A 23,519-nucleotide genomic window follows, 5' to 3' on the forward strand; every position below is an offset into this window, starting at 1 on the left:
AATAATTATTTCCTGGTAAGAATTGCACCTACAACCAATCCTGCCACAAATGCTATACCCAATCCTTGCTCAGGGTGGGCACGTACATAGCGACGAGCATTTCTGTACTCATGCTTTAATTCACGTTCAAGACCGTCACGCTCATATTTCAGGCGATCTAATAAGGCATCATAGGTTGCTTCTGCCTTTTCTTGAAGAGCCTCTGTGGTATCATAGATTGTTTCTTCTATATCTTGTTTTGCTTTCGAATTTTTCTTGGAAGATGCCATAACTATACCTCGTTATTTGGTTTAGTTAAAAATACAAATTCGTGTGCTAAAAATTTACTGTTATCTATACTTAAAAAGAGAGATATATTAAATGAACCTATTCAGATTACTTACTCTAAATCCCGGTTCCTATGCTATTAACTGGTCTTTGTACTGTAACTCATACAGCTTTTTATAAATTCCATTCTCTTGTAAGATGAGCTCTTGATGCGTCCCGGATTCCCTGATTACCCCTTTATGCATCACCAGTATTTTGTTTGCATGCTGTATGGTTGAAAGCCGATGTGCAATAACTATTGAAGTCCGTCCTTCCATCATTAATTTACTCGATTCTGTTACCAAAGCTTCCGTTTCCGAATCTACACTGGAAGTTGCTTCATCAAGGATTAAAATCTCGGGATTATAAACCAAAGCCCTCACAAAACAAATAAGCTGCCTTTGCCCCATGGAGAGTGAGGCCCCTCTCTCTTGTAATACATAATCATAGGTCTCCGGTAGTTTTTCAATAAATCGGTGGGCTTCTACTTTATGAGCGGCATCAATCACTTCTTGTCTGCTAATATCGGGATTTCCTAATGTAATGTTATCGAGTATTGATCCTGAAAAAAGGGCATTATCTTGCAATACCAACCCAAAGTGAGACCGAAGACCATGAAGACTGAGGTCTCGTATGTCAACACCATCAATTTTAATTGTGCCTTTTTCTATATCATAGAAGCGCATCAAAATATTAATGATGGTCGTTTTACCTGCCCCGGTAGCTCCAACTATGGCTATATCTTCACCGGGTTCTGCAGTAAAACTGACATCCTTTAAAACATAATCCTCTTCTTCGTTGTATTTAAACCATACATTTTCGAACTCAATTTTTCCTTGTGGATTGGAAATAGTTTGTGGATCGTCGGTGTCCTCCACTTGTGTATCTGTATCTAATACACCGAATATTCTTTCTGAGGAAGCCAGCGCAGACTGCAAGGTATTAAACTTTTCCGATAGTCCCTGAATAGGCCTAAAGAACTGCCGGGCATACTGAATAAAGGCCAATAGTACACCGAATGTAACCCCGTCCATTAATGCCCTGGCGCCACCATACCACACAATGAGAGCCATTGCCAAACTTGCCGTCATTTCTACCGTTGGCCAAAAAATGGCAAAATAGAAGATGGTTTTAATGTATGCATCCCGGTGACCTGCATTTATTTCTTCAAATTTCTCTTGCTGCTTTTCTTCCCTGTTAAAAAGTTGTACCACATCCATACCGTTGATGTGTTCCTGCACAAATGAATTTAGCTGGGCAATTTTATCCCTGACTTCCAAAAACGTTACCCTCACTTTTGCCTTGAACCAGAAAGTAGCATAAAAGAGTATGGGCAGAACCATTAGCGTGACAATACTCAACTCCCAATTCATGCTAAACATGAAGTATAGTATGAAGATAATGCGAAACATATCCCCAACAATGGCTACAACACCGTCTGAAAGAAGTTCACTCAGTGCCTCAATATCACTGGTGGTTCTGGTTATTAATCTGCCAATGGGATTTTTGTCAAAAAACTGAACATTCAGCGTTTGAATCTTTTTGAATACTGTGTTTCGAAGAGAATAGAGAGCATTTTGCCCAAACCATCGGGTGATATAGGTATTGAAAACCAACAAAATAAATTCACCCAACAAAGCACCTGCAAGTAGTGTCACTATCCACCAAAGGCCTTCAAAATCTTGAACCGCTATATATTCATCAACTGCAATTTGGGTAAGCTTGGGACGAATGGTTCCCAAGTAAGAGGCAGCCAAGGTTAAACCAATGGCTAATAGTACAAACCAGCGATATGGCTTAAGGAAAAAATAAAGCCTTCGAATTAAAGTAGTATCGACGGCTTCTGATTTTGTTTTTTTACTCACGTTCTAAGCTTAGAATCTGTCAAAGTCATCGTAAGATGATCGTGGAGTAATCTTACGAGGTGAACTTGAGTCAGAATCTTCTTTTGAATCTTTAATATTAGCGCTATAGGTACTGCTTCCGTAGGTTTTACGTTTGTACTTGTCTTTACTGCTACGTTTGCTTGACCCACCCGAGGAATTACTCTTTCCTCTGTTCGAACTGCCTTTTCGGCTTCGGAATTTCTTTTTACTTCCTCCGCTTTTGTGGTTTTTTCGTCCTTTATAGTTTTTGTTTCCGGACTTTTTATTCAGCTCCTTAATTTCAACTTTTGGAGTAATAATTCCACGTTCGTGCATTGGGTCCGTAAAAATAGGACGCAATTCGTTAGCTATCCAAGCGGGATAAAATCCTTCGCGTGCTTCTTTCAACAAGTCATGCTCATTGGTGTAGCGCGCTGAGAAGTGTCCAATCACCAACAATTTGGTTTGTGCTTCTGTAGCTACACGGGCGGCATCCGCTGTAGATGAGTGACCGGTTTCTCTGGCTTTGTCTTCCAAATCTTTACCGAAGGTTGCCTCGTGATACAGGATATTGGTGTTCATTGCCAACTTAACGGCATTAGGGGTGTATTCGGTATCAGTTACGTAAGCAAAACTATCTCCGGGTCGTGGGTGTCCTACAATATCAGTAGACCTTACAACTGTTCCGTCTTCCAGAGTAACATCATTTCCGGCTTTCAATTCTTTGTATTGAGCATCTTCGGATATTCCCATCTTTTGAGCTTTGTCGGCATCAACTTTGCCGGGCTTATCCTTTTCCTGAAACCGAAAACCTACACAAAACTTATTGTGTTTCAGAGGTCTTGCCTCTACATAATATTCATCAGCATCATGAACTACCTCTGATTCAATATCATCAGCAATTTCATGAAAATTGATCTCGTATGTTGGCTGGATATCAGCAAATTTAAGATTGTATTCTACAAATTCTTTTAGTCCTTCCGGACCAATAATGGCTAATGGTTTTTCTCGTCTTTGAAGTTGCAGAGTAGCTACAAGCCCAAGTAAACCTGAAAAATGGTCTACATCAAAATGAGATATAAATATAGCCTCTATTTTTGATCTCTTGATGCCGGCTTGCAGCATACGCATTTGTGCATTTTCACCACAGTCAAAAAGGAAAACACTTCCTTCTCTCCATAAAGCTACTGATGGTAAGTGACGTACTGCTGTTGGTGTTGCCGATGCTACTCCTAATGGTACTACGATCATTGTTCTATCTCCCGTTATGTATGTTTGGTAGAGGCGTTGCTTTCATACAATTGGCCTCAGGTTGTTTATTTTAAAGTTCTGCTAATTCTTGTTCTAGCATTTGTTTGTTATACATGGCTTTATATCTGCCATCTTTTGACAACAGGTCTTCGTGGGTGCCTGTTTCTTTAATTTGTCCTTCTTCTAAATAGTAAATTTTGTCTGCGTCCTTAATAGTCGAAATTCGATGACTAATCATGATGGTAGTTCTACCGCTTAGCTCTTGCCTTAAATGTTTTAAAATAGCCTCTTCCGTTTTCGTGTCAACTGCACTAAGTGAATCATCGAATATTAAAATCTTCGGGTCTTTTATTAACGCTCTTGCAATAGCCGTCCTTTGTTTTTGACCACCGGATAACGTAATACCCCGCTCTCCAAGCATGGTCTGAAATTTATTTTCAAAATCCAAAATATTGTCTTTTACCTGAGCTTTCTCTGCTGCTTCTTCGATAAGCTCATCAGAAGGGTCATCTATTCCAAAAGCGATGTTGTTCCCTATCGTCTCTGAAAATAAGAAGGTTTCTTGAGGAACGAAACCTATAGCTTCTCTTACTATTGCTAACGACCAATTTTTAAGGTTATTACCATCCAACAAAATTTTTCCTTCAACCGGGTCGAACAACCGGGGTATCAATTGTACCAAACTGGTTTTGCCGGCTCCAGTTCGACCAACAATAGCGATATTTTCTCCGGGCTTTATCTCAAATGAAACATCCTTGAGCACCCATTCATCAGAACCGGGATATTTAAAGCCAACGTTTTTAAATTCTAAATGTCCCTTAACCTCGCTTTCAATTTTATCTTCGGTATCTTCAATTTCTATAGGTTCATTCATGAGTTCTTCAATTCTGTTCCATGAGGCCAGAGAGCGTTGAAACCTATTCGTGGTATATCCCAAAGCAGCTACGGGCCATGTCAGGTAGGCTACATAAATCAAAAACTCTGCAATATTACCTACCGTTATAGTCCCTTCAATTACCATCTCCCCACCTTTCCAAATCACAATCAACAGCGATAAACCAATCAAAAAATTTAGAGCGGGGTGAAACAAGGATTCGATCATATCCAGTCTAAGTTTCTTTTTTCGGTAGTCTTCACTTTCATTTTCAAAAAGTTCTTGCTCGTGATCGATTCTATTATAGGCTTTAATTAACCTGATAGCCGAGAAGGTTTCTTTTGCTCTTCCTGCCATCGTGGAATATTGTTCCTGGATGATAGTGGAATGTTCATGGATAAAACCGGTAATCCAATATGCAAATACTGATATAAATGGAAGAGGGATAAGCGCCCAAAGGGTTAATTCAGGGTTTACCAAAAACATCATAGTTAGCACAAAACCGGCTCTTGTGACTGTATTAATGCTGTACATAATAACCGGGCCGTAGTAGTCTCGCACTTTACCCACATCTTCTGTGGCTCTCACATACGTTTCTCCGGAGGAATTCTCAGCAAAATAGCGCTGGGGTAGCCTCATTAGTTTATTTACGATATCATTTCTGATATCAAATTCAACTTTACGTGAGGTCACGATTAATGTCTGTCGGGTAGCAAATAATAACACCCCATATAAAGCCACAGTACCAATCAACATTAAAGAGTTGGTAGCCAGTATTTTTGAAGCTTCAGTAGTAAAGAGGGTATCTATAATGCTGGAAGGAACTTCAAACCCTTGCTCTCCAAGTGACTCAACCTTATCCATTGTTCGTCGGATGAAAACAGGAATCCAGATCAAGAAAAAATTAGAAGCCGTCAAAAACAAGGCACCTAATATCATGGTGCACTTGTATTTCTTTAAATATTTATTGAGTTCTTTTATTGCGCCCAAACCTTATCCGGTTAATTGGCTTCGAGTATTAATTATTTGCCAGAAAATTGTTCAGCCCAATGTTGACCAAGTTTCAATCCTGAAAGGTAGGCATCTTCTACCCTGTTGCCTTTCATATATGAACCAACCAATGCTAATGGAGTGTCGTTTCCTCGGATTTCCATGTAGTCGTGAGGCAGCGGATTGATGGCCCGGCTGTATTTCCAAAAATGAAGTTGATCCCATTCCGGCATTGCAGCCCATCCACCTAATAATTCCGTCAATCGATCTGAAATTAAGCTATGAACTTCATCCCGGTCTGCATGCATGTACTTTTTAGCAAACTCATTGGTGGTATGTACCACAAAAATTTTAGCCAGACCTTCTCTTTTTGTTGATTCATTTGAAATCCAGGCAATGATGTCATCTTCACATTCCAATGCACTCCATTCCGGCATCTCTACATCGCTATATCCGGCTAAATAGGAAAACTGGGATTCATAGTTAACCTCATCAATTTCCCTGACCATTTTTAGCGTTTCAATTTCGTCGATGGTGGTATTTAATATTGCATATGCTTGCCGCGCCGGCGCTGCAATAACAACAGCATCTGCACTTTCGGTGAGTGCTGTCGGGAAATTAAGCATCCAGCTTCTTTTTTTACGCCGATTTTCGCCGATATGTGTGAGCCCACCTACTTTGTAATTGAATCGAATATCTAAATTTCTTCCAAGGTATTTGCCAACAGAGTTCATTCCATCTTTGGCTATATAGTACGGGGTTTCATTCTCCTTAAAAGTAATCTCACCCTCAGCATCCCGATGTGCAAAGTTGCCCTCCCATGTAGTGAGAGTATCTTTTGAATATAGATCTTCAAGTAAGGATTTAAATTCTTTTGTTTGAGCCGTAAAGAAAGGTACGCCATGATCTATTTTTTGATTTTTATCATCGCCTGCATACCGGGTAGCTAATCTTCCGCCGTAACCACCACTTTTTTCAAAAACCAATACTTCATGACCGGCATGAACTAATTCCCTTGCTGCTGCCAATCCTGAAATTCCTGCTCCAATAACCGCAATTTTCATCTTTCTGTATACATTTTGCCGGAATATTTTATATCCGGCGGTTAATATTATTCAATTTCAAATAAGGTGACTCTCGTCTCAACGGCTTTCTTATCCAATAATGCAGGCCAATAAGCGACTACATCACTGGCTTTTGGCCGCCCGCCGGCAAAACCGGTAACCCCGCTCGGGCCCGTCAAAATAAGAGGTGCAATTTCCATCCCAAAGCGATTTAGATGTTTTTTATTACTGCCGGATACGGCAACCCTCATCTGAATCTCATCATATTCTCTTTGGAGAGCCTCTTCGGTAATCGGTTGCTCCGTGTTTCCATTAAAACCAATATACTCTTTATGAAATTCATCAAACTCCAATCCTAATGCTTCAGCTCGTTTTTCTAAGATATCGGCTCCTCTTACAGCCTTCTTGAGTGCATCAGGCCAGCAATAGACCAATGTAGCAAATAATTTATACCCATCGTTATAACTGGCTGATACTTTGTAAGTGGGTGTCTCGGGATGACCTTTAATGCCGGTGACTTTCACTTTGTTCTTTGAAGTCTCTTCAACCTTAATAGACGTAAAATCTGCGATAACATCCGGAGTGATATACTCTGAAGGATCACCAATTTCATAAAGAAGTTGTTCTTTAACCGTCATTTCACTTACCAATCCCCCGGTTCCCTCGTGTTTAGTTACAAAAAAGTCTCCGTTTGGATAGGCCTGAACAATGGGGAAACCGATGTCCACAAAATCCTCTACTTTTTCCCAGTCAGTAAAATTACCGCCAGATGACTGAGCTCCACATTCAAGAATATGACCTGCAATTGTTCCAACGGCCATTTTATCATAATCATCGTAATCCCAGCCAAATTCGTAGATCATTGGGGCTAATGTTAAACCTGTATCGGTAACCCTTCCGGTAATGATAACATCAGCTTCTTTTTCGAGAGCTTCTACAATTGGCCGACATCCGAAATATACATTTGCGCTAAGCAGTTTGTCTTTAACAGTTGATATGGGCTGGCCGTCATCCATGTTTTTCAATTCATGGCCATCAGCTATTAACTCATCAATTTGATCGAGTATATCATCACCATCAACGACCGCAACTTTTAATCCGGTGTATCCATTTTCTTTGGCTACTTTCAAAATTTCATCTTTACATGCCATCGGATTTACCCCACCGGCATTACTGATTACTTTGATACCATCATTTTTAATTTCAGGAAGTACTTGCTCTACTACATTCACAAAATCGCGGGCATAGCCCCAGTCCGGGTTTCGCATTCGTTGCTTTTGCATAATCGACATAGTTACCTCAGCTAAATAATCCATGACGAGGTAATCAATCTGACCTTTTTTAGCCTGATTAACCGGAGCATTTGGCAGATCTCCCCAAAAGCCCTGACCGGAAGCAATACGAATAAAATCTTTCATAAAAACTGGTTATTTAACACAAATGAAATTCGGGCTGAATATCGTGATATTTTCACTGCTTTGAAATAAAAAAACCCTGCTTTTGGTGAAAAGCAGGGTTTGTCTAAAGATTAGTTACAAGAGTGGGTTACTCTACCGCATCTCTGTCTAAAAACTCATCAAATAACTGAACATGTCTGCTCACCATCGGGATCTTATACCCTTTGATGAATACTTGTTCAATCTTTGTCATTGGTTCCAGTGGGTCACCATCAGAAAAAAACAGGTTCGCCTGTTTCCCTTCTTCCAATGAGCCAAGTTTATCATCCACTCCAAACATTTCAGCCGGGTTAATGGTGATTGCTTTAATAGCCTCATCAGTTCCCATTCCATAAGCAGCGGCATAGCCGGCTTCAAATGGAGTGTTTCGGGAATTTTCTGTGTCATTTGAAACAATAGCTACCTTAACACCGGCTTCCATCATTATTCCAGGATTTTGATACGGACGCTGATAATTGTCATAGTCTCTGGAAGGAGTGTACAGTGTAGTCGTTAACACCGGTATTCCGGCTTCAGCTATTTCTTCTGCAACACGCCATCCTTCACGAACACCTGAAAATATAAAACGCATATCTTCGTGTTCTTTAGTCCATTCAATGGCATCCAAAATGGCATCTTCATCATTTACGGAGATAACCACCGGTACTTCACCTGATAATACTTCACGCATAGCAGCCATTCTTGGGTCATGATCCGGCTTGGTTTTGCCGGAAGGGTTGGCTTCATAAGCATTCATCATTTCATCATAAAAGCGAGCTTTATCGAGAAAATCATTAATCTCTTTGATGTCTTCTTTGTAGGCTCGTTCTATTTGGGCATCGCTTCGGTTATCCCACCATCCGCCTCCTTTTGAAGGAAGGTTCATGATTAGGGCACCGCTTTTTCGAACCGCCATGGAATCGGGTGAATATCCCCATAAATCCATAACTGCTGCTTTACCGGAAATGTTACCGGAGCTTGGTCTTGATAATACCGTTGTAACTCCACTTACCCGAGTCACAGGTACTGCTGCACTGTGTGGATTGAACGCGGTAAAAGCGTACATGTGTGGGTTGAACTGACCAATTTCAGCATTATCAACCGTTACGGGTACTGCTGATATTTCCGTTAATCCTAATCCTGTCCATCCGTCAATGAAACCAGGATAAACATGTTTTCCTGTTGCATCAATGGTGGTGTAATCGCTGGTTATTCTGGCATTTTGACCAACAAATTCAATATCGTTTCCATTGATCAAAATTACGCCGCCTTCGATGGTGCCGTTAGTTACGGTGTGTATGGTTGCATTGGTAATTGCAAACTTACCGAAGCCGGGTTTCTCTGTTATCTGTGCTTCCGCTGTGGCAAACATTCCAAACAGCAGAGCAAAAACTACTATATAATTTTTTAGTTTTTTCATTATTCAGTCTCCTGTTTAGTTGTGTGCGTGTGATTGTTCTTCCAGTAGTATGAAAGCATCCTGAAGGCAAGCATTTTCATCTCTGCGAGTAACGATTTCACGGAAATTGGCTCCGTCTTCATAATCGGTTCCGGGATTAATTTGAATCCGCATATCGTCCGGATCGTTTTCGAGGTCAAAGTATTTGGTTCCATCTACAAAAGTCATTTCAGCTTTGCTGTAGATACTAAGCGGGTGTCCGCTCCATACTACCACATCACCGTCTTTACCTTCTTCAATGCTGCCAACGCGATCATCAATACCCAACTGAATAGCCGGATATAAGGTGATCATTTTGATGGCGTCGTTCACAGACGTATTCCCATATCGCACTACTTTGGCTGCCTCGTGATTCAGCGTTCTTAGCAACTGATCATTATCACTGTTGATACTATTTACAACACCATTGGCATTCAATATAGATGCATTGTAGGCGGTTGAATAGTACACTTCAAATTTATACGCCCACCAGTCAGAGAATACAGAGGTCATGGCTCCATTTTCTCTCAATTCGTTGGCTACTTTGAAGGCCTCATTGGCATGCTGAAAGGTGTAGTTCTCAACTCCGTAATCATTGAAAACTCTCATCAGCATCAAAATCTCATCAGCACGGTAAGAGTGACAGTGAACATAGATTTCACCTTCAATGATATCGTTCAGCACTTCATACCGAAGATTTTCAGCAACAGGAACCGGGGGAGTTCCGCGGCCTCTGCGATCATACTCAGCTTTAGCCTCTAAATAAGCTTCGCGTTTGCGCTTATAGTCTAAGGCTTCGTTAAAGTGATTTCTGATTACTTGCTCAACACCCATTCGGGTTCTGGGTTGAATGCCATTCCCTTGTCCGTGGACACGAGTCGGGTTTTCACCCAAAGCAAACTTGATGGTTCGCTTGGCTCCTTCAAACTTCATCTCTTCCTGAGATACACCATAGCGTAGTTTCAAAGTTTCACCTTGCCCACCAATAACGTTGGCAGAACCGTGCATCAGGTGAATACTGGTAGCCCCACCTGCAAGTGCGTGGTAGATTCCCACTTCATTCGGGTCAACCGATTCTTCCATGGTAACCTCAGCTGTTACGGGATTTCTCCCCTCGTTGATGTCAACACCATTAAGGTGTGAGTGAGCATCAATGATTCCAGGCATAACGTATTTTCCAGTGGCATCTACGACTTCAACTCCTCGTGGAGCATTTAAGTCTTGTCCTATTTCGCGGATGACCCCATTTTGAATAAGTACATCCGTGTCTTCCAAATCACCATTTGTTACGGTGATTACCGTTGCGTTTTGAATTAAGACTGAGCCCTTTTCCTGTGCTTGTACAGTAACTGCGAAGGCTACAATCATACATAGTGTGATAAGTTTCTTCATAATATCAGTTTCCATTAAATTCGTGAATTGTACCATTCGAAATGCTGTGAAGCACCTTGGCTTTATCTTCAGACATTGCTTTATCGAACACAGAGAAGCTGGCATTTTTTCCGGTCTCTAAACTTCCATGCGTTTGTGATAATCCAAGAATATTGGCGGTATTGGTAGTCATTAAAGCCACAACATCACTTTCAGAAAGTCCGCCTTCATCCAATAGGATTTCCAGTTTGTCGGACAGGTCACCAAGATCTAATCCTGCTGAGGAATATCCAACTTGAACACCGGCATCCATCAGGGTTTTGATGTTGCTGACTTCAGCTTTCCAGGCCTCAATTTGTTTATCACGATAAGCCTGTTCTTCTTCTGAAATTTCCTCCTCTGAGTCTTCAGAATCTTCATCCTCTTTCTTCATTTCGGTATACCATTCCGGGGCTTCTGTAAAATCAATACTGGCCAAAACCGGAATGTTTCTTCTTTTAAGTTCTTCAGCCTGACCGTAAGCTTCCCGTCCTGATACAATAACCGCATCAAAACCAAATTCATCCTGAAGTTTAAAGAGTCGTTCCATGTGTTCTTTGGAATCAACTTCAAAAAAGAACGGGGTTTCCTGGTTCACCAGTGGAAACATGGCTTCAAGTACAATGCTTCGGTTTGGTGCAGGCATCTCCGGATTTTGATTATAGTATTTGATGTGTTGCTGAAGTGCAGTGGCATCAAACATCACCTGGCGGAATTTTGCCATCACTCCCATCATGGTTGAAGGATAAGCTCCGCTGCTCCATCCTCCGGGTGCTGTTTCAAAAGAACCGGCTAAACCCATTGATTCTCTTATCAACCCAACATCTTCGTGGTTATCAGATAAATAGAAAGTTTCCACTTGCCCCGGTAACATATTGCCATTTGGATATAAAGCAGCAGCAGTAAAACCTGCTTTTATTGCGGTTTCAAAATTATCGTCTTCCGTTAAGAGTTCAGATGGTTTACGTTCCGGCTGTACTCCTGCACGGTGGTAAGGAGGATCTCCGGGATTATCCAAACTTGGTAAGTCCTGTGGACGAGGTAAGTCCGGGCTGCCCCAGGTTGAAAATCCATCGATAAACCCTGGATATACATGCAGGCTGTCGCCCCCATCTATTTCAAAAGCATCGAATGGAATATTAATGTTAGTTCCAATGGCTTCGATAACACCGTCTCTCCATAAAATAGTAGCAGATTCGGCAGTTGAGCCATCAGCATGGTGTATAGTCACATTCTTGAGCGCGTTAGCGGGAGTGGTTTGAGCAAAGATACCTTGCAACCCTAATCCCAAAAACAACAACGCTGTCAATAGTAATTGTTTTCTCATATCAGATGATCTGGTTATAGTTTATAATCATCGTAATAACCGCATTAATTTTCTATTTATAAAGTTGGGCTAATCTAAATTATGTAAATGTTGTAACTGAAATTACCTCAATAAATTTATAGAATACATATATGCATTGGGGGATACTACAAGGCAATTTAAAATACCAGAATTACTTTAGTCGAAACCCAAAATCATTTTCTATAAAAAAAGGGATTAATTGTATTTCAAAGTTTAATTTCAGTTCTTTGACGAGCCTTAATAATTTCAACTATATGTCAGCATGAAAAAATCAGCTATTATATTTCCGGTACTTACTGCCCTCTTCTTAATATTATTCTTACCCTATCATTTATCCAACGATGCATACCATGTTTCTGAGGAAGAGTTAAACACTCGCCAACAAAAGCAAGAACTTGCACAATTTGTTCCCGGTTCAGAAGAATATGAAGCTTTTTTACATTTTATTGAGGAAAGTTCGGAAGATGAAAAAGACCCACTGTTAGCTGAAAATCCAGGTGCTTTTTGGGAAGCGTTGGCCGCTTTGAAAACTTCCAAAGATGGACGTACCTACCCTTTAAATTATAAAATTAATGCAGTTGAACTTGCTGAAAAAACAAGATTCAAAACATCTCAGTCCCCACTCAATTGGAAATCAAGAGGACCTTATAACATAAGTGGAAGAACCCGTGCTATTTTGGTTGATAATAATGATGAAAGTGGAGATACATGGTTAATCGGGGCTGTAGGCGGGGGCATCTGGAAAACAACAGACGCCGGCTCGAACTGGGAGCCAAAAGGAGACGAACTCGAAAGCCTGTCAGTTACAACACTTGCAATGTCAAAAGATGTAATATATGCCGGTACAGGAATGGGGTATGGTCGTATACTTGATCTTACCGGAGCCGGTGTCTGGAAATCGACGGATAGAGGTGAAACTTGGAGTCAGTTATTATCAACCGCAAATGGGGAACTTTTACAGGCTATTAACAGGATCGTTGTTGACCCCAATAATCCTGACAGAGTAGTTCTTTGCAGTAATGATTCCTACAGCTGGAATAGTCCGAAAGGGGGAGAAAGGAAATCGGGTATTTTTTTATCAGAAGACGGAGGTGAAAGCTGGACTCAAACTTTCTTTCCTGATGAATATTTCGGCACTGAAACCGACAATAGAGTTCAACAGATTGTTGCAAATCCTGAAAACTGGGATAATTTGTTTGCTACAGTAAATGAAGTTGGGGTCATTGAATCTAATGACGGAGGTAAAACATGGAGTACATCCTCCACTTCAATGGCTGATCCCAACAGTATTGGCAAAAATGATAATACCTACGCCGGCATAAGTACCCGTATTGAAATGGCCATCGCTCCATCTGATCCGAACCGGTTATACGCGGCGGCAGAACGCCCATTTGGTAAAGGACAGCTTTTCATGTCAACAAATGGAGGCAGCAGCTGGATTCAACTTGTGGAAACACATCCTGACAACAGGAACTGGTTTGGGGCCTATGGAAGATCAGGAGATCAAGGCTATACAGCCGGTTGGTTTGATAATACGATTATTGTCGATCCATTCGACGAAAATAAAGTTTATCTGGGAGGTGTTGAGCTTTACAAAACTGAAATTAATCCTCAGACCCGAACAATGTACACTGATATCATTGCTTCCCAATATGAACCTTATTTAGGTCTTTCACGTGTTCATCCGGATCATCATTTCTTTGCAATTACAAACCTGAATGAATCGGAACAAACCTATAGAGTTTTAAATGCTAATGACGGTGGAATCGCTATTTCTGATGACAAAGGGGATACTTGGACCCATGTAGAGGGAACCATTACCACTCAATTTTATGGTGTTGATAAAGCACCTGATGCTGATATATATATAGGCGGTATGCAGGATAACGGGACTGCTGTCTCCCCTGCGAATCCCACAGAGGGGTCAGATTGGACCCCAATCTTAGGAGGCGACGGAGTAGAAGTTGCATGGAATAAAATAGATGCTAATTTAATGCTGGCCGGTACTCAGTATGGTAATATTTATCGATCTACGAATGGTGGATATAACTGGACAAATATAGCCTCACAAGCCAAAGCCGGCACCTATGGTCCTTTTATAAGCAAACTGGCAACTTCCGTTCAGGATCCTGACTTGGTTTTTACAGTAGGTGATGCAGGAGTAAAACGTACTGATGACTTTGGTGAATCATGGACCTTAACCCCTATTACTTCAAATTGGCATGGGTATAGAGCTTTTGATAATGTTGAGATCTCGAAAGCCAGTCCCCAAGTAGTTTGGATAAGTTCTCGTTTACAGGAAGAACCTTTAAATAAGATCGAAGGGGGCATTCATGTTTCTAAAGACGGGGGCCTCAGCTTTACAAACATTTCAGAAAATATACCAGCTGATTTGGTAGAGGCCTCAGGTATTGGCTCTCATCCAACGGATCCTAACACTGCATATCTATTATTTGCAACCCCTAATCAACCTAAGATTCTAAAAACTGAAGACCTCGGCCAAAGTTGGACTGATATTTCAGGATTCGAAAACGAAGGATCAGTTAGCTCCAATGGATTTCCTAATGTGGCTGTTTTTAGCTTATTAGTGATGCCACACAATGAAGATATCATTTGGGCAGGTACCGAAGTGGGTCTTTTTATTTCTGAAGATGGAGGAAATTCCTGGGCCTTAAGCTCAGATGAACTTCCAAATGTCAGCATATTTGAGATCAACTTAATTGATGGACAAGCTATACTTGCTACCCATGGCCGCGGAATTTGGACGGCAAATATTCCTGAACTTGAAGGATATAATCCTCCACTTGCCACACTAAGCCCCAGAATTCAGGAGCCTATTTTAACTCCAAGTGGATTTGTTAGAATAGAGGCAGATTTACGTTCCCCATACGACTCTACCGTAATTTTTAGAGATGACATGCGTATCAAAAGTATTGATGGCAACGAATCTGCTACTTCAATCAGTGAGTCTTTAGTGGTTACCGAAAGTGCAACTGTCAGTTACTCTATCACATCTTACAAAGATGGACAAAGTTTTAGCTCACCCAAGAGATCAGTAGAAGTTTATGTAGCTGAGGCATTAGATCGCTATGTGAGTAATGAGAATGGGACCATTAATGGCGAAGATTTTGACGGAAAAGGACTTCAAATTACCACTACCGGTGGGCTATCCGGTGAAATGGTTCACTCACCGCATCCTTACAAAACCTCAAATGATTACATCACGATACTTAAAAACCCAATTCGTGTAGCTTCAGATAATGCGATTTTATCCTATGAGGATATAGCAATTATTGAAACCGGGAATCCGGGGACAGAATTTGGTGATACTCAGTTTTGGGATTATGTAATTGTGGAAGCCACAAAAGATGGAAGCAATTGGGTTCCTCTCGCTGACGGGTATGATGCATCGTATAATTCAAGTTGGAACCAAATGTACAGGAATGGCGGAGTTCCTTCAGAAGATATGTTTGTTTCCCATTCCATTAATTTGTTAGACACATTTGAAGAAGGGGAGATCATTCGTGTTCGGTTCCGGTTATACTCTGATGCAGGGGCGACTGGCTGGGGATGGGCACTCAAAAATCTACGTATTCAACCTGACGTAAAAACGGATATTCAGGAAACGGAGTTTCCAAATACTTTTACCTTAAAACAAAATTATCCTAACCCCTTTAATCCATCCACAAATATTGAATACTATCTTCCCCACGCATCAGAAGTGACTATGAAAATATATAATTCTACAGGCAAATTAGTGCAGACTTTAATTGATGGATATAGAAATCAGGGTACACATACAGTACGTTGGGATGCCAGAAACATCAGCTCCGGTATCTACTTTTACACGATTGAGGCAGATAACTTTTCTCAATCCAAAAAAGCATTACTGATCAAATAAGTAAGTAACTGAGGATAGCAAAAAACTAAAAAGCCTAAAGAATTCTTTTCGGCTTTTGTTTTAATTTAAAAATGATGTTCTACTGAATTTTTGCGACTATTTGAGAGCTTTAATAAATAATTCTGAATTCGCTATCAATTCCCAATAACGGCTCTCCCCTTCGAACCCAGACTCTAACAAATTGAACAGCTGTTCTTTTGACAGAGTAACCTGACTATATCCTCTGTAATATTCTCCATTCTCAAATTTTGCGAAGGTCTCTGAAGTCGTTGTATTTTCTTCAACCTTGCCGTGCGCAATTCTTAGTTGAATAATAAATGCAGTTTCAGAAGCTTCCGACTCAACTTCTTCCATATCTTCACGAGCATCTTCCAGGAGCTCGGCAATATGATCTTCGAGCACTGCGTTAGCCTGTAATTTGGCATTAGCAATGGCTATCACGGAATCAGATGAAATCGCGGTTCCAAATGCGTGGTAGGAAAGAGAGTCAGATAAAAACCCGCTGCTATTGTACCAGCCCGGATATTTTTGAGAAGTCGGGGCTTCGGCAACAGACTCATCTAACGTTACAGTTTCAGTGGGTGCGCAGGCAGAAATAGTAATTAATGTTGAAATTGCGATTAGAGAAATAGCTTTTGTAAAGTAAGGCATTTAATTCTTTTTCAGTTCGATGAATCCTCGGGCATTATCTTCATTTACAACCTCTAAGATTACCGACCCATTTTGTTCTAAATTTCGACCAATAAGTTCTTCTAATCCTTCGAGATCTTCAACTTTTTCTTCTCCTATTTTTAAAATTTGATGGGTTGATCTCAAACCACGGTTCCATGCCTCGGAATATTTATAAACCTGATCTATATAAAATTTATAATTCTCAGAATCTTCAGGCTGAGCTAAAGCCATAACCCTAAACCCAAGGTCAAATTCCTTATACATCACACCTTCAGTCTCTCCTTCAGGAATTTCATTAGGAGATATGGGCGACTCATTTGAACTGACTTCAGGCAGTGGCTCCGGCTCATACATATGCAGAGATACATTTTTTTCCATGATCTCTCCTTCACGAAGTATTTGCAACTCAACCTCCTCTCCGGGACTTAAAATTGCTACCTGCTGCTGTAATTGATTTGCTTCATTTACCTCCACACCATTCACTTTCAGTACCACATCACCGGACCTGATTCCTGCCTCTGATGCAGCTCCCTCTCGTGTCACTGACATAATTTCAACGCCACGAACCGTCTCCATACCTTTTTCAACAGCCCTGTTATAATCAACACCTGCTATGGTAACTCCCAATAATGGGCGCCGGACATCCCCATATTCAATTAAATCCTTAGCTACTTTAATGGCGAGGTTACTTGGAACTGCAAATCCATACCCTTGATAAGTCCCTGTTTGTGATGCAATAGCAGTATTGATACCTACCAATTGTCCACTGGTATTTACAAGGGCTCCTCCACTGTTGCCTCTATTAATAGCTGCATCGGTTTGAATGAAGCTTTCAATCCGCATTTGGTCGTCAATAATCTGAACGTCCCGGCTTAGCGCACTTACAATTCCAGCCGTTACCGTAGAACGGAGACGAAATGGATTGCCAATAGCTAAAACCCACTCTCCAACTTCAACCGTCTGCGAATCACCGACAGTTATTTTTGGTAAGTCATTGCTATTAATTTTTATGACAGCGAGATCAGTACTTGAATCAACTCCGATTACTTCTGCCCGGTATTCTCTTTTATCGCTTAAAACAACCGTCAATCCATTATCAACAGCACCATCAATTACATGTTTATTGGTTAGTATGTAGCCATCTGATGCAATAAGTACCCCGGAGCCAACCGTGCGAGCCTGTCGTGGGGAAAAACGATCCCAAAAACTTTCACTGTCTTCTTCATCCAATTCGTGATTTTCATCGTCCGGTATCCTTCCTTCAAGTGGAACTATGGCTTCGATATACACAACGGTTGGGGTAACTTCTTCGGCAATTTTCTTGAACAGAAAACGAGCATCGGAACCTTCAAGAGCTTCATCCGTTATAAAAGGTTCACTGCTTCGGGAGATTTCGGTCGTACGAACTTCTGAGAGCGGAGCTAACTCTTCGTTTATGGAATACAAGGCAATCAACGTACCAACCGTGATGCCGATCGTAAGCAGTAACGCACCTGTTAATAATAAATCTTTTCTTTTCATTGTTTCACCTTAGCATCTGTTCAAAAATGGAATCGGACCTGCGTTCTTTGTAACCATCTATGTGATATGTAAAATACACATCCAAGTGATGAACAAGTTGTTTTAGCTCAGCATTCTCAAATGGAACCTGAAATATATTTTTACTTCTTCCGGACATAGCAAAAACTAAAAATTCGGTTTGATTTTTCGTCAATTTATACGACAAATCATCCTCTGAGTTTTCAGAAATATTACCGCTGCTGATATTCAAAAAAGCATAAGCCGGCATTTTTTGTAATGCACTTACCAGCCCAATACCGGTAATTTCAGCTAAACGCACCTGAACGTACGCAAATACCTGCGGATAAGTTTCCTCTGCTTCTCCCAACCATTGTATAAATTTGATAGCAAAATCAAAAACCGGCGTATTCACTTCATGCTCATGCACCAGCTGACCAATGAGTTCCAGGGAAGCATATAAGACAGAGGCGCGTTCGAAATCTTCTCTGAATTTTGGGGTGGAATAATCAATCGAAGCTTCCGTAAGAGTCTGCACTCCTCTGGATGCTTTGTAATAATAAACCACGTCCAGAATAACGCCAATTTCGAGTATACCCGAGAGCTTACTTTTTGGCTTTTTAGCCCCTTTGGCAATGAGGGCGATTTTACCATGTTCGGCTGTAAAGGCCGTCAAAATCTTGCTTGATTCCTGGTAATCAACGACCCTAAGTATTATGGCTTTGGTGTGAACGATCATATCTGATAACGTAGCTCACAAATTATTAAAATGAAACCGTATCTAATCATTCTTCAATATCTAAAAATTCAATCCTGAATTTAAAATATAGATCCAATTCTTCTTTAAGCTCATTATACAACTCGTACAACTCATCCAGCTCTTCTTCATCAGATTTGACAAGTCTCAGGTAGCCATTGTCTGTCATGATATCCAGTGTAAACCATTCTTTGGGCTTCATCCCTTTACTGAAAAGTGCTTGTCCGCTTTCAAAGTTAGATAACAAGAATTCATCCACCTCGCCAAAACCAATAGTTTGCGTTCGAAACCGAAAGTACTTAAAAAACCGGTAGTACCTGGTTAGAGTGTATTCATCGGTATCAAATTCAAATTCATACCGGGAAAAAATCTTCTGAATTACGGCGATGGCAAAAATCAGGAAGAATAGTGCAAATACGAACCCTAATAAAAAACTCGCAAAAAAGAGCAGAAAGTCAATCAGCGTAAAACTGGCTTCTACTCCTAAAAAAATGACGTTGTAGTTTTTGTTTATTTCGTAGTGCAAAGTCTTGGTTTGAATAGGATCTGTACTAATCTGATGAGATAGTACAAACAGCAGTATTGCATTGCAATGTTGTTTTTCAGGGATGAAGGTCCGCACTCAAGTTATGTATGAACTTGGCAACTCAAACGCCTTTTTTAAAAAAGCTTTTGAAGTGGAATGCATACATCAATGACAATGCTGATGCGACTGCGACCACGTTGTTCCTGTAGGACAATCGGGGTTTCCATCACCTGCAGAGAAATTGGATGCCAGGAACCATATTCCCAATAACACCACGACGATAAGTCCGGCTACTCCCAGGTTTGATGATAGCTTGGATTCGTCTTTTTCTATGCAGCAATTTTTGTATTTCCTTCCGCTTCCGCAGTGGCAGGGATCGTTTCTTTTGGGAGAGTCAGCCATGATTTTCGAATTAGGTATTCTTGTAATAGTTACGAACTTCTGTAAGCATATTTCTTATTGATGAGATTTCAAAGTCTCTTATCCATTTTTTACTTATTGGTGGATTTTTCCCCAATAGTAACAATGGAATTGAACGCAGATGAGGCGGATTGGGCGAATGGTCGCTGAGGAAAATTTTTATAATGGGAAATATAATAGCTGGAATTGGGTCATCCCTGCAGTATTTTATCCCTTCTTGGTCTCTCTACCCCTGACTGAAGTCAGGGGCTACGTTCGGTCGTCCTTACAGGACTGTAACCGAGGATATCCATTATCCTCGTTGCTAAGCTCCGGCTTAGCAATGCAGTCCGTGAAGCTCCAGCTTCCTGTGCTACGCAGAATACTGCCTCCCACTATGAAAAGCTGGTGTTTCTGGGAGAGCTTTATAACGCGGATAAAGTCCCGTAGGGATGACCGAAGGTAGCCACGGATTTTGATCCGTGGTAAAATAGTTCACCAACACCAAGTCCCGGAGGGACGTACAAAAAAAGCCCGGCAAGAATTATGAACTCTTGCCGAGCTTTTAATATAATTTACTAACCTACGAACAAGCGGTTCAGGCGAACCGCTTTACGTTTGCATTACACCGGTTTTAAATTCGGGGATCTCGGGGTTTAGGTTGGCGCAGGTGATGGCTTTGGAAATTCGATCACGTGTTTCTAATGGATTTATAATTCCATCTACCCACAAACGGGAAGCCGCATACCGAACATCGGTTTGGGTATCGTAGCGATCACTGATTTTCTTCATGATCTTCTCTTGCTCTTCTTCACTGACTTCCTCTCCTTTTTTCTTCAAGGCCGCTACTTGTATTTGCATGAGTGTTTTAGAGGCCGAAGCTCCACTCATAACAGCAATCTTGGCGGTTGGCCAGGCGTACATAAATCGTGGATCATAGGCTCGCCCACACATGGCATAGTTTCCGGCTCCGTAGCTGTTACCAACTACAATCGTGATCTTGGGCACGGTACTGTTGCTCATGGCATTTACCATCTTGGCTCCGTCTTTGATGATGCCTCCATGTTCGCTGCGCTTGCCGATCATAAATCCGCTTACATCCTGGAAGAAGATAATTGGGATCTTCTTTTGGTTGCAGTTCATGATAAATCGGGCTGCTTTATCGGCACTGTCGGAATAGATAACTCCGCCAATCTGCATTTCCCCCTTCTTGGTGCGGCTTACCGTACGCTGATTAGCCACAATTCCAACGCTCCAGCCGTCAATTCGGGCAAAGCCGGTAATCAGTGTTTGTCCATATCCTTTTTTGAATTCAGTGAAGCTGTCCTCATCGATTATGCATTCTAAAATATCGTGCATATCATACGGACTGGTTCGCGCCTCAGGCAAAATATCGAAGATATCGCTTGCCGGACGCTTGGGTTCTTTGGCATCCTTTCGGTTAAACCCGGCCGTATCGTAAGGTCCTAATTTATCAACAAGGTCTCTGATGGTTTCAAGGCATTCGTCGTCATCTTCCATCTTGTAATCAGTAACCCCGGAAATCTCGGTATGGGTGGTGGCACCACCTAAGGTCTCATTATCTACATCCTCTCCTATCGCCGCTTTCACCAAGTAACTTCCGGCTAAAAATACACTTCCGGTTCCGTCCACTATCAATGCCTCATCGCTCATAATAGGCAGATAAGCACCACCGGCAACACAACTTCCCATAATAGCCGCAATCTGTGGAATACCTTTTGCTGAAATCACTGCATTATTCCTGAAAATTCGTCCAAAATGTTCTTTATCAGGGAAAATTTCATCCTGCATGGGAAGATAAACACCGGCTGAATCTACCAAGTAAATCAGTGGGATGTGATTTTCGATCGCAATTTCCTGTGCTCTTAAATTCTTTTTTGCAGTGATGGGAAACCAAGCGCCGGCTTTTACGGTAGCATCGTTAGCTACAATCATACATTCTCTTCCGCTGATCTCACCAATTCCGGTTACCACTCCGCCCGAGGGACATCCCCCGTGCTCTTCGTACATTTCGTATCCGGCCCAAAGTCCCAGTTCATGAAAGCTGGAGTCCTCATCAATGAGTTTCTCAACCCGCTCCCTTGCTGTTAATTTGCCTTTACCGTGATGTTTATCAATACGTTTTTGTCCACCACCCAGCTTAATTTCACTTTCTATTTCACCAAATTCTTCAATTAGATCGTGTAACCAATTCTTGGTAGCGCTTTCGGATGTAGTACTCATAGATCTTTTTTGTTTATCTTAATACTGTTTAACGAAATGATGCGTTGAAAATAGGGATTATATTTAATGTGTAAACCCCGATATTCAATTAATTCTTACAAAAATCCGTTCTTCATGAGCAAGTATTTTTCAGTTCTTCTACTTTTACTACTCTTTTCCACTTCCTTATTTGCCCAGCGTGTTTCCTATCCGCAGTTGGTGATGCAATCTGAGAGGCCTTCTATTTTTATTGATGATCTCATTTTACCGGGTGAAAATGGAAAAACAACCCTGGCTTTTATTTTTCGATTTAATAATGATTTCATGCCGTTCAAAAAATTACCGGTTAATAATAATTTTAGCGCTCCAGACAGTGAGAACTTTTATACCACCATGCGTTTGAGCAGTGAAATTTTTGAAGGTAAGTTAAATCGGGGTGATGCTTTAGCTGGTAACTCTGCTTCTCGTGATATATGGACCGATACGTTGTTCACCCCCACTTTTGAAGACACCAAATCTGCTGAGAAATTTGCTTCGGGTGCTCTTGTTACCCCGCTTGCGCCCGGTTCATACCATTACATTTTACAGCTTTCTATGATGCAGGAAATAAGTGAGAGAAACACCCAGAAGAGAAACATCAAAGTTCCTGACCTCTCAACCAAAGAAACCGGTGAAATCTATTTATTGAAGGATCGCCAAATTGAAGGTTCCGATAATGTTTTTACGCTTATGAGCCTGGAAAGCAATGTACCCTTTGGTAAAAACTTTAAAGCCATGGTACGACTTCCTAATTACACTGAAGAGTCCGATTACTCCGTCCATGTTACCAATACTAAAGTAGCTTCCGAAGATACTTCCACAACGAACGATATTTTCAGAGCTGAACTTTCAAGCGGACAGATTTTTACGAATGCTTCCGTACAACTTCTAAAAAACGAAGAGCCGACACTTCAAATTACTGAAGGCCCATATACCTACTCCGTACTCTCTATTCCTTCGGCTGAATTTGATAATGCCCTCTACTCTCTTTCTATACAAAAAAATGAAGAAACTGTAGCCAGTCGCTTTTTCAGGTCCTATTGGCCGGATATGCCCGCAAGCTTGTATAATCTCCAAATTGCTATAGATCATCTCAGTTATATAGTACCGGAAAGTGAAATCGAACGTATAAAAAAGGGCAATAAGGCTGAAAGAGAGCGAAAGTTCAGGGAATTCTGGGAATCAAAAGATCCTACCCCTAACACTGTTTATAATGAGTTGATGGCAGAGTATTACCGAAGAATTGACTATGCTTTTAAAGAGTTTGGTTCCCAGGAAAACCCCATGGGACACGAAAGTGATCAGGGGGAAATTTATATCAAGTTTGGTCCTCCAAATAATAAGGAACGAGTTTTTCCTCCTGAAGGAAATACCCGGGAGATTTGGACGTATCCCAACCGAACTTTTGTCTTTGAAGCTACTACCGGTTTTGGTGATTATGTGTTAGTGGGAACCCGATAGTTTTATGTATTACATGCAATAAGCAGTAATTTACCCGCGTA

17 protein-coding genes are annotated in these 23,519 nt (G+C 41.1%); 2 read left to right on the forward strand and 15 right to left on the reverse strand.

Annotated elements, in window-relative coordinates; translation table 11 throughout:
• Positions 1-5: 5 nt before the first annotated feature.
• The 9 genes from RI561_RS05680 to RI561_RS05720 all read right to left on the reverse strand — a co-directional run bounded on the left by RI561_RS05680 (position 6) and on the right by RI561_RS05720 (position 11,961).
• Positions 6-269 (reverse strand): hypothetical protein, encoded by a 264-nt coding sequence (locus tag RI561_RS05680; RefSeq protein ID WP_395079259.1) that lies wholly within the window; start codon positions 267-269, stop codon positions 6-8.
• A gap of 129 nt (positions 270-398) precedes the next feature.
• Complete coding sequence (locus tag RI561_RS05685; RefSeq protein ID WP_395079260.1) at positions 399-2,171, reverse strand: ABC transporter ATP-binding protein; 1,773 nt, start codon at positions 2,169-2,171, stop codon at positions 399-401.
• Between the two features lie 9 nt (positions 2,172-2,180).
• A complete protein-coding gene (gene rnz, locus RI561_RS05690; protein ID WP_395079261.1) occupies positions 2,181-3,422 on the reverse strand; it encodes a ribonuclease Z in 1,242 nt (413 codons plus the stop codon).
• 70 nt (positions 3,423-3,492) lie between these two features.
• Positions 3,493-5,235, reverse strand: a complete 1,743-nt coding sequence (locus RI561_RS05695) for an ABC transporter ATP-binding protein (protein ID WP_395079290.1) — start codon at positions 5,233-5,235, stop codon at positions 3,493-3,495.
• Between the two features lie 83 nt (positions 5,236-5,318).
• The gene (locus RI561_RS05700; RefSeq protein WP_395079262.1) at positions 5,319-6,350 is read right to left on the reverse strand and encodes an NAD(P)/FAD-dependent oxidoreductase; all 1,032 of its coding nucleotides are present in this window, start codon (positions 6,348-6,350) and stop codon (positions 5,319-5,321) included.
• A 47-nt stretch (positions 6,351-6,397) separates the two neighbouring features.
• Positions 6,398-7,768, reverse strand: a complete 1,371-nt coding sequence (locus RI561_RS05705; RefSeq protein WP_395079263.1) for an acyclic terpene utilization AtuA family protein — start codon at positions 7,766-7,768, stop codon at positions 6,398-6,400.
• Between the two features lie 127 nt (positions 7,769-7,895).
• The gene (locus RI561_RS05710) at positions 7,896-9,206 is read right to left on the reverse strand and encodes an amidohydrolase family protein (protein WP_395079264.1); all 1,311 of its coding nucleotides are present in this window, start codon (positions 9,204-9,206) and stop codon (positions 7,896-7,898) included.
• Between the two features lie 15 nt (positions 9,207-9,221).
• Positions 9,222-10,616, reverse strand: coding sequence for an amidohydrolase family protein (locus RI561_RS05715; protein ID WP_395079265.1), 1,395 nt, complete (start codon positions 10,614-10,616; stop codon positions 9,222-9,224).
• Positions 10,617-10,620: 4 nt separating this feature from the next.
• Positions 10,621-11,961: an amidohydrolase family protein gene (locus RI561_RS05720; RefSeq protein ID WP_395079266.1), complete on the reverse strand. Its 1,341-nt coding sequence runs from the start codon at positions 11,959-11,961 to the stop codon at positions 10,621-10,623.
• A 283-nt stretch (positions 11,962-12,244) separates the two neighbouring features.
• On the opposite strand from RI561_RS05720, the gene RI561_RS05725 reads away from it, so the two are divergent.
• Entirely contained in the window at positions 12,245-15,883 is a 3,639-nt protein-coding gene (locus RI561_RS05725; protein ID WP_395079267.1) for a T9SS type A sorting domain-containing protein, read from the forward strand.
• Between the two features lie 96 nt (positions 15,884-15,979).
• On the opposite strand, the gene RI561_RS05730 is transcribed toward RI561_RS05725, so the two are convergent.
• From RI561_RS05730 to RI561_RS05755, 6 genes are all read right to left on the reverse strand, one after another.
• Positions 15,980-16,534: a hypothetical protein gene (locus RI561_RS05730; RefSeq protein ID WP_395079268.1), complete on the reverse strand. Its 555-nt coding sequence runs from the start codon at positions 16,532-16,534 to the stop codon at positions 15,980-15,982.
• Positions 16,535-18,076 carry a S1C family serine protease gene (locus RI561_RS05735; protein ID WP_395079269.1) on the reverse strand — a complete coding sequence of 514 codons (1,542 nt, stop codon included), beginning with the start codon at positions 18,074-18,076 and terminating at the stop codon, positions 16,535-16,537.
• Positions 18,077-18,080: 4 nt separating this feature from the next.
• Positions 18,081-18,812 (reverse strand): DNA repair protein RecO, encoded by a 732-nt coding sequence (recO, locus tag RI561_RS05740; protein WP_395079270.1) that lies wholly within the window; start codon positions 18,810-18,812, stop codon positions 18,081-18,083.
• A 46-nt stretch (positions 18,813-18,858) separates the two neighbouring features.
• Positions 18,859-19,356, reverse strand: coding sequence for a hypothetical protein (locus tag RI561_RS05745; protein WP_395079271.1), 498 nt, complete (start codon positions 19,354-19,356; stop codon positions 18,859-18,861).
• Positions 19,357-19,521: 165 nt separating this feature from the next.
• Complete coding sequence (locus RI561_RS05750) at positions 19,522-19,758, reverse strand: SEC-C metal-binding domain-containing protein (RefSeq protein ID WP_395079272.1); 237 nt, start codon at positions 19,756-19,758, stop codon at positions 19,522-19,524.
• A gap of 609 nt (positions 19,759-20,367) precedes the next feature.
• Complete coding sequence (locus RI561_RS05755) at positions 20,368-21,999, reverse strand: acyl-CoA carboxylase subunit beta (protein WP_395079273.1); 1,632 nt, start codon at positions 21,997-21,999, stop codon at positions 20,368-20,370.
• Positions 22,000-22,113: 114 nt separating this feature from the next.
• Between RI561_RS05755 and RI561_RS05760 the strand changes: the two genes are divergently transcribed.
• The gene (locus tag RI561_RS05760) at positions 22,114-23,478 is read left to right on the forward strand and encodes a GWxTD domain-containing protein (protein ID WP_395079274.1); all 1,365 of its coding nucleotides are present in this window, start codon (positions 22,114-22,116) and stop codon (positions 23,476-23,478) included.
• Positions 23,479-23,519 lie beyond the last annotated feature (41 nt).

This window comes from Gracilimonas sp., from assembly GCF_031581265.1.
Classification (GTDB): domain Bacteria; phylum Bacteroidota; class Rhodothermia; order Balneolales; family Balneolaceae; genus Gracilimonas.